The organism is Huaxiibacter chinensis (assembly GCF_022171985.1).
Taxonomy (GTDB): Bacteria; Pseudomonadota; Gammaproteobacteria; order Enterobacterales; family Enterobacteriaceae; genus Enterobacter; species Enterobacter chinensis_A.
The window spans coordinates 1-5,248 of record NZ_JAJVHF010000033.1; the positions used below are offsets into that span (position 1 = coordinate 1).

Annotated in this window: 1 protein-coding gene; it reads right to left on the reverse strand. The window is 54.0% G+C overall.

The window, feature by feature from the left end:
- On the reverse strand, positions 1–4,601 hold a 4,601-nt coding region (locus tag LZP96_RS23580), incomplete at its 3' end, for a beta strand repeat-containing protein (RefSeq protein ID WP_258926377.1).
- Positions 4,602–5,248: the final 647 nt, after the last annotated feature.

The window sequence follows — 5,248 nt, forward strand, 5'->3', positions numbered from 1 at the left end:
CCGCTGATTTGCTTCAGGGCGCTGTTCAGTTCGGCGGTGGTGCCCAGGTTGAGGCTGGTGTAGAGCTCGTTGCTGGTGTAGCCCGCGTCCAGCGCCTGCGCCACGTCGCTGACGGAACCGTCCGTCACCACATCGGTATAGGCGTTTTTGGTCATGGTGACATCAACGTTGCCGTCGGCATCGGTGCTGCCCTGGGCGTTCCAGACCACGCTGGTGGACCGGATGGCATCGGCGTCGGTGAGGTTGTCACCTTCCACCACGTTATCGAACGTCACGGTGGTATCGGCAGTGCCTGCGGTAAAGCCGGTGTTGATACCCACACCGTTCAGGCTGGCGTTGTTGACCGTCAGCTGTCCGGCGCTGCCGTCGGCGTTGGTGCCGACCACGTAGCAGGAAAGATCGTTAGTCTCTGTCGATGCCGGACTGGTTACGGAGCTCTCTGGCAGGGTGTAATTTGTGTAATCCACCACCTGACCGTTCGCGCCGTCACCGGTGCCCTCAATGGTCACGTTATCCTGTTTGATGATCCCTGAGCCGGTCACGCCATCAGCAATTGTCACCGTACCGTTGTTAACCAGATGGCCGCTGCCCGCCACGCTAAAGGCGTAAGAGTTGTTGGCGTAGATGTTAATCGCGCCGTTATTCTCAATAACCGCATCTGCAGTGGCGCCTGAATCCAGCGCCATCGCCACCATGCCGGTATCGGTGGTGCCTTCGGTGCCCAGGTTGATGGTGCCGTTGTTAACCAGCTGCGCATTTTTACTGCCGTACATGCCGTAAGCGTTGTTGCCGCTGATATTCATGACACCGTCGTTTTGCGCGACATAGTTACTGTCGGTGAAGTTGACGGCTTTACCGCTATCCTTGTCAAAGTTCACCGTGCCGTCGGCTTCGTTCCAGAAGAAGGCGTCACCTGAACCGGCGTTGCCGGAGCTGTCGACAACGCTGCTAACGCCGCTGACGTTAACCTCGCCGCTATTTTTAAACATACCGGTGCCGCCGTAGAGATTCACCACGCCGGTGTGCGAGGATGCCGTCGCGGTCATCGAGCCGGTATTTTCCACGATGCCCGCGTTGTTGATATGTATGGCGTTTTTGTTGTTATCCAGCAACAGTGTGCCGTTGTTGATAAAGTGCGCGCTGTTGTTCACTTCCAGCATAAAGCTGTTTTTGCCGCTGCTGCTGTCGCCAAGCACCATCTCACCGTTGTTATACAGCACAGCATCATTGGTGATGCGTGCCCCGGACATCGTACCGGTGTTGGTCATGGTGCCGCCGGAAATCATGCTGCGCGATGTGACGGTGCCGCTGTTATTCACTTCGCCGCCGGAGAGGGTAATCACCCCGTTAAGGGTGCCATCGTTATTTAACTGACCTGCGCTTATCGTCAGGGCGCTGTTAATCACGCCTGTATCGGTATTGGTGAAAACCGTATCCGACGCATTAAGGGTAATGCTGTGATTATTCACCGTACCGCTATTAGCTACATTACCGATAATCAGGGCGTTTTTAGGCAGATTAACACTCTCTCCAGCCGCTGCGATTGTTCCCGCCTGATAAATCAGAGAGACATTCTCATCGGTCGGGTTCCAGCTCGCGCTGTCTTGACAATCGGTGCCAATACAGACGGTGCCATAGTTCACCACGAAGCTGTTGCTGTCGGCATAAAAGGGTTTGCCGTAAGCTGCATTGATATTGATGGTGCCCGTGGTGTCGTTAATAACCGTGCCGCCATTCAGGGCTGCCATACCGACCAGTTGATTTTCGCCGCTCTGCGTTACGCCATCGTCAGCGTTGAGGGTAATGGTACCCTGGTTTACTGCGGTACCCCCGTTAAGCGCCATCATGCCGAACCCGGCATTGTTGACCGTAATAGTGCCCGTGTTGGTCGCGGTGGCATCGCCATAACCGCTGTCGGTGGAGCCAGCCACCATGCCCGCGCTGGTGAGATACAACGTTGCCGGCGCCCAGTATTCGGTGTCGGTGATAGTGCCCTCGTCATCCAGCGTGGTTTTGAAGCCATCAAGATAGATATCGCCCGCGTTGATGGCCGTGCCTTTACTGGCTGATACGCCGTAAACGCCTGCACCCTGTAAAGTAATGGTGGCGCCTTCATTGTTCATAACCGCTGCGCCATCATGGGCCAGCATGGCGTAATAAGTGTTTTTATAGGATACGAGAGGGAACGCGACCATACCGCCGTTAGACGAGGGTGTCAGCGTGGACGTTATCGCGATACTTCCGCCCGCGTTATTTTCAATCAGCGTGCCTGAATCGCTGGCTTCCATGACCGCTAGCGGGGCGCGGTTATTTTGCTGGCTCTCATTGGCAGTGATTTTGCCACTGTTGGTAATATGTGCGCCTTTTTTGGCAAGAAACAAGGGAGTAGCACCATTCAGGATGACCGAGCCTCTGTTATCTATTGTCGAGCCTGCGCCCGATGCCTGCAAAATAGCAAAGTGGTTAATGTATGGCGTGTCCAGGTTGGTGACATTAACGACAACCTCAGAGTCTTTGTCCAGAATAAGCGTGCCGCGGTTTTCAACGTTGGCGAGCGACACGCTGGCCCCCATAAATGCCGTGGAGTTAACCGTCGATTTACCGCTCAGCGTCACCGTGCTGGCGCCGTTAATATTGATCCCCGTTGCGACAGCAGAGTCGGCGTCCGGATTCGTGGTGTAATCGATATCCACACCGCCCGTGATTTTAGCGGTATTGCCGTCACCCTGGATATTCAGACCATAGGTATTCAGGTACTGGCCATTTTTGCTGGTCTGGTCATCCACCAGCATATGCAGCTCGCCCTCCAGAACAATGTCATTACCGGTGCCGCTTATCGTCACACCGGTCAGCGTGTCGTCGGTGGCGACCATGTCGTTTCTGCCATAGACATCGTTAACGCTGACGTTACCGGAAATCACCGTGCTGGTGTGATTGCCGGTGACATTAATACCGGTTGCGCCGCGGTAAACGTCATTGCTGTCTTTTTCGGCATGCACCGTAATATTGCCGTCCAGCGTGACCTGAGTATTATCGCCCCCTATCAGCGCACCCGTGCCATTGAGGCTGATATCGACATCGCCTTTGTTGCTGTAAATATTCTTATTCCCGGCGATTAAAAAACCAATGGAATCTGCATCGCGAACCGTCGTCTTCCCTTTATTGGTGATCCGGCTGTTTTCGCCATAGGACAGCACGCCGTAAGCCCCGCCGGTGACCAGCATGTCGCCGTTCTGCGTCAAGGTTGCGTTATTGCCATTAATCAGCGTGCCGATGGAGCCTGCGCCATCGACGCTGGACGCCCCGGTATTCACAATGCGGGCGTTATCGCCGTCAATAATTGCCCCCGTTGCCCCATCGGCAATATTCATCTCGCCTTCGCTGATAACCATGACGTTATCCCCGTCAATAGACAGGGCGGCTGAACCTGCGCCGGTAGCCGTGGTGTCGCCGATGTTATCGACAACGGCGCCGTCACCGTTAACTCTCGCTCCTGTGCCGCCAGCGGAAACGGTCACCGGACCATCGTTAATCACATGGGTATTGTTGCCGTTAATGACAGAGCCGGTTGAGCCTTCGCCGCTGACGGTGGTCGTCCCGGTGTTATCCAGAAGGGTATTGTCACCGTCGATGATCATGCCCGTACCGCCGCCGGTGACAGAGGCATTACCGGACACGGTGGTTTGCGTATCGTCACCGGAAATCAGCGCACCGGTTGCGCCGTCCACCGTGGAGTTACCCGCAATCGTATTGGTTGTGCCATCGCCGCTGATCGCCATGCCCGTCGCGCCATCGCTGACGTGGGTATCCCCGCTGAGCGTATTAACGGTGTTATCCCCGGAAACGATCGCACCAATTTCTTTGTCGCCACTGATTTCCAGCCCGCGATCGCTGGTGTTAGTGGTGTTGTCACCGGTAATGACCTGTGTTTGATTGCTGGCGAGAATCAGGTAGCCCCGGCTGTCATATTTCCAGTACTGGCCGTTTGGCTGTGTGCCTTCAATGACGGCTGCGTTGTCGTTAGTGACGTTCCAGCCAGTGACATTCAGCGTTTTTCCGTCCTGGGTGGCGATTTGCCACTGTTTATCCTGCTGTGAATAGCTGAACGTGGCGTCGCCGGGGTGCGTTCCATCGACCAGTTTAATATCGTCAAACGTGAGGGTTTCCTGACCTTTATCCAGCGTCACGCCATTGCTGAATGTCGTGACGCTGGTATCGGGTTCAGGCGGTGTGGGGGTGTCATCATCGTCTGGATCCGGCGGAGTAGGGGTATGGCCGCCGTCGTCTTCGTCATCGTCATCATCCGGAACGGGTGGCGTTGGCGTGCTGGAGGAGTCACTGTGGGAATCGTGGTCGTCGTGAAAGGCGATAGCCACACCCGTGGCAAACGCTGCGGCGCCTGCGGCTATCCAGGGCAACGCCTCATCGTTATCGTCCGTCTTGCATTGCAGGCTGACTTTTTTCTGCTCTTCCTGACTTAAAGAGGCAATGTTTTCCGGACACGTTGAGGCATCATTGATATCCGCCTCCTCAGCGAAGGCAGGCAGTGCACCGGACTGCAACGCAATCGCAATACAGACAGAGAGTAGGTTCTTTTTCATTGTTTTTACGTCCTTGTAACAGGAAAAATTATACGGTCCATGTTTTATGGAAATAGAGGTGATTGGCTCAATATGATATTTATTATATTTCTATCGGGCAGGTCAGGGAAGGCAGGGTCGGAAGGCCAGAACGGAATTAATAACTTGTATGTATGGATTGAAAAATTAAGTCCGCTGATAAAACAGGGTGTTATAGGGATTTGCTTAAGCATTTTATGTATGTATTAAGTATCACTTGTTTGTAATTTTAGAATTAATAATTAATTTTATCCTGTAAGCCGTCATATAGACCCTCAGGGCGGTCGGTAATTATTTAACACATGAATCATTGTTGTTGATAATTGATATCTCCCCTCAATGAAATACGTCAGATTATCATGATAAATAATGATTAAAGCCTGGCTACGGGCACAGGCTTTATAAGAGTGAGGGATTAGCAGGCCAGATAAGCGCAAGCGCCATCCGGCGAGAAGGGGGCCAGCGCCCCCTGACTGTTCTCAGAACGCTTTTTTGAGGTTGAGCATAAAGCCCCTGTCGCTGATGCCGTCCTCTTTCCACTGGTAGGCATCCAGATGCAGCGCCGAGTCATTGCTGCTGAACTTAACGCCCGCCGTCGCCAGACCGTTCACGCCGCCGCCTTTCTGCCC